The organism is Fulvivirga kasyanovii, assembly GCF_009711405.1.
Lineage (GTDB): Bacteria > Bacteroidota > Bacteroidia > Cytophagales > Cyclobacteriaceae > Fulvivirga > Fulvivirga kasyanovii.
The window spans coordinates 1-3,889 of the sequence record NZ_SMLW01000276.1 but is presented as its reverse complement, the minus strand read 5'-3'; the positions used below and the strand labels follow the sequence as shown (position 1 = coordinate 3,889).

3 protein-coding genes are annotated in these 3,889 nt (G+C 43.4%); 2 read left to right on the top strand and 1 reads right to left on the bottom strand.

Features of this window, described 5'->3' with window-relative positions; translation table 11 throughout:
- Positions 1-438: bactofilin family protein (locus tag E1163_RS01870; protein WP_246223464.1), on the top strand; the 438-nt coding region annotated here is incomplete at its 5' end.
- A gap of 178 nt (positions 439-616) precedes the next feature.
- Here the strand turns inward: E1163_RS01870 and E1163_RS01865 are convergent.
- Positions 617-2,758 carry a T9SS type A sorting domain-containing protein gene (locus E1163_RS01865; RefSeq protein ID WP_155168883.1) on the bottom strand — a complete coding sequence of 714 codons (2,142 nt, stop codon included), beginning with the start codon at positions 2,756-2,758 and terminating at the stop codon, positions 617-619.
- Positions 2,759-3,227: 469 nt separating this feature from the next.
- On the opposite strand from E1163_RS01865, the gene E1163_RS01860 reads away from it, so the two are divergent.
- On the top strand, positions 3,228-3,854 hold the full coding sequence (locus E1163_RS01860; protein WP_155168881.1) for a nucleotidyltransferase: 627 nt from the start codon (positions 3,228-3,230) through the stop codon (positions 3,852-3,854).
- Positions 3,855-3,889 lie beyond the last annotated feature (35 nt).

Here is a 3,889-nt window from a genome sequence, read left to right as displayed (position 1 = left end):
TCTATGTTTAAGAACCAGAAAGAGGAAAAAGTGACGCAGGACCTTATTAACTCCAATAACATTATTGGTAAGGGTAGCACTTTTAATGGGAATATAGATACTTACGGCAACCTGAGAGTAGAGGGAAGAATAATAGGCAATGTACGCTCGAAATCAAAAATAGCCGTAGGGCAATCAGCTGTGATTGATGGTAACATTCTGGCCCAGGTAGCGGAAGTGGAAGGAGAAGTAAAGGGATCGGTAGAAGTAACCGATGTTCTTATTTTGAAACCTACGTGCAGTATCTCCGGGGATATAATTGCCAATAAGCTGGTAGTAGAAGCCGGGGCTAAGTTTGACGGACAATGTAAAATGGGCTCTGCCAAAAACAAAGTCGACTTTGAAAACAAGTCTGATGATGACAAGAAATCACCATTAAAAGCTGCGGGAAACGGCTAATCAAAATTTAAAATAGTCACACGTTTAGCAATGAGGCTGCCGAAAAAGCAGCCTCATTTTTTTTATAAGTTGAAATCTGTGGAGTAAACGGTTCTGAAAAGCCGGACACTTAATCACTCAAATCAGCACCCTCCTGGTTTTACCAACTGTCTTTGCCGATCGCCATTTTAATAGTCGGCTACTTTACCACCATTCTTCTAACCACCTTCTGGTTTTTGGTGCTAATTTCATACAAATAAATGCCAGGCTTCAAATCATCTATACCGACTTGTAGGGCATAAATACCAGGCCCTTGCCGGTTTTCAGTCATTACATCCTTTACTGCATTGCCTTGGAGGTCTACAATTGACACATTAACCTGAGACTCTTCTGCCAACACATAGTGGATTGTAGTTTGTCCTTCAGCCGGGTTTGGATAGTTTCCAATCAGTAAAACAGGTTGTTTTTCAACTGATGCCGAAAATGCCTGTTCAGGGGCACTATCTCCATACCCATTCGTTGCCGACATGGGGGACGAGGCTTTGTTTAAACGGGTATCCCCGCTGTTTACATACCAGCTTTCACCGTTTTTCTGCCCTGTAGTAATGGTCTTGACATCATCTACATAATACCAGTCTGCCTGCGCTTTGCTGCTATTTACGGTAAGCACAAAATAACCATGCTGTTTCAGGTCGGTGTTTTTGATGTGAGGGTTAAACAAACCTACGAGCCAAGTCAGAAAACCTTCTGAGATGCCGATAAACTCATCGAGGTTGCTTGAGGTAATACTGGGAGTAACAAACTCCACTGCCGCAGAGTTTTTCTTGTTGAAGGTATAGCTAAAGAAAGATGTAGGCAGGTCAGAAGCCAGTGTCATATGGATATCGCCTGTTAAAAACACAACGTTCTGTAGCTTTTGATCTTTAATATAACTCAACAGCCGCTCACGTGAGTCTTCATACCCGTCCCAGGTGTCAGTCAAAGGTATACCTTTCAAGGGCATGAGCAGCACCTGGTTGGCTACAATCTTCCATTTGGCATTGGAGGTTTTCAGGTTGTTTTCAAGCCACGAAAACTGCTCCTCACCCAAAAGCTGACGATCAGCCGCGGTTCTCTGGTCAGCCTTTGGCTTTTCCTCTTCGGCTTTGTATGATTTGATCACCAGGTCCTGTACCTGCTGAAACTCTTCTCTTGTCTCAAGCTTTTTGATCTCAGTCACGGGTAAATCTTCGGCCGCCCATTCTGACAGTGTTCCTATCAGATAATTGTACTCTTCATCTGTGAGGTTCTTCCTGATGGAAGCCGGCAAAACATCAGAGAGATAGGCTTCATAATCCCTGGCGGTTTGCAGGTCTCTGTTTTTAGCTGCTTCCCTTTTTATGCCCAGCAGGCTATCTTTTTGCTTCTCTCTTCCTTCGATTCTGGTGTCCAGCAAAATCAGGTCTACAAGGTTGCCATAGCTGATCTTTCTGTAGACTCTGTTAGGCGCTGATGACCGCTCTCTGATGGGCATCCACTCAAAGTAGGCCTGGTAGGCATTGTTTTTCCGGATTTCCCAGTCACCTTCTTCTTCCTGATGGTTTTCTGCGCCACCCACCCAGGCATTATTGGCAAACTCATGATCGTCCCAAATGGTGATGAAGGGCAGTTGTTTATGGACCTTTCTGAGCTGAGGGTCCAGGCGGTAGTATGAATATCTGATCCTGTAGTCCATCAGGGTTAAAATTTCATTGTCAGGCACATGTCCTCTGCCCAGTTCATCCTGACCAAAGCCACCGGTTTCATACTCATAGATGTAGTCACCAAGGTGAATTACCGCATCAATGTCATTGCGCTCGGAGATGCGTTCGTAGGCATTGAAATAGCCGTCCTGATAATTAGAGCAGGAAACTACTGCAAAGCGCAACTGATCTGCACTGCCGGCAGGCGCAGTACGTGTGCGGCCTACGGTTGAGTTGGCTCCCATAGCGCTGAAATAGTAGTAATAGGTGGTAGCCGGTGCCAGACCGGAAACATCCACCTTCACGGTGTAGTCCCGGGACACATCCGTGGTTACTGATCCGGAACCCACGATGTCTGTCATGCCGGGTGTTGAAGACACGAGCCAGTTTACTGTAACCGGCCCCTCCTCATCAGGGGTCACCCGAGTCCAGATGATCACCCTGTCCTGTAGCGGATCACCTGAGGCCACACCGTGATAGAACGGTTTCAGGGCTGGATCAAAATAGTCTTCGATACCGGTAGCTGCTTCACGTGTAATGGGGATCAACTTGCTCCCTGACTGGGCATAAAGGCCTGCAGCAAAAAGGGCAAGCCAGAAGATTAATAGAATTTTTTTCATGGTTTTAGGTTTGTTTGAAAATTCGTTTACACCTTGAAAGTAGAGGTTAGCGCGTAACTCTATTGCAAGCCTATGTTTTGTTTAAATGAAGGAATTGTGAACAGAATGGGAGGGGTTGATGGTGAGCGGGTTTGGTTTTTTTGAGTGTTGGCTTACGGTTATAGGGGGGTAGTTTATAACTTAACTTTTGCTTTTATTAGCCGTGTCACAGACACTAGTGCTCATTTAAAAGTCATTAGTCACCCTACGGAAGATTAATGACAGCAAGGGGACTGACAGCCATTAGAGGGCTTACTTCACAATTTGCTTTTTACGTAATTGTACTTTAAGTATATTAGAGCTATGGAAAAGGTAGTAAGAATCGTTAATACAAAACAAGCTGGATTTGACGCCGCGTATTGGTCAAAGCGATCCTCAGAAGAACGCATTAATGCCCTGGAACATTTAAGAACTCAGCAATTAACTAAGAATGGAATTAGACAAAGACTTCAAAGAGTTTGTAGAGTTATTAAACGTTCATAAGGTAGAATACCTCATTGTTGGAGGCTATTCTGTTGCTCACCATGGCTATCCTCGCTTTACAGGCGACTTTGACGTATGGGTTAAACCAGATTTAATAAATGGAAAAAAAATGATGTCGGTGCTTAACGATTTTGGTTTTGGAGCTATGGGTATAACAGCAGGCGATTTTACTTCTCCTGATAAAGTGATTCAATTTGGCGTAGAACCTGTAAGGATTGATATCTTGACTGCTGTAGATGGAATTCCGGATTTTGATCGTGCTTTTAAGCAAAGAGATATTTCCCAAACAGGTGGTATCACTATTAATTTTATAAGCTATAACGATCTTATTGCTAACAAAAAAGCAACCAACCGATTACAAGATAAGCTTGATGTTGAACAGTTGTCAAAAGTAAATAAAAAGCACCCAGAAAATTTACAGCAATACCAACCGGGAGACAAGGTCAAAGACATATGGGGAAAGGTCTGGACTATACTAAAAAGACATGATGATAGAGCTCCTATTAAATATGACGTTGAAGAGGAAAAAGATGAGCCCCTCAATCAAACAGATATTGAATCAAAGTCTAACTAAATGGGCATTTTATCCCATGAAACAATATTTTATTA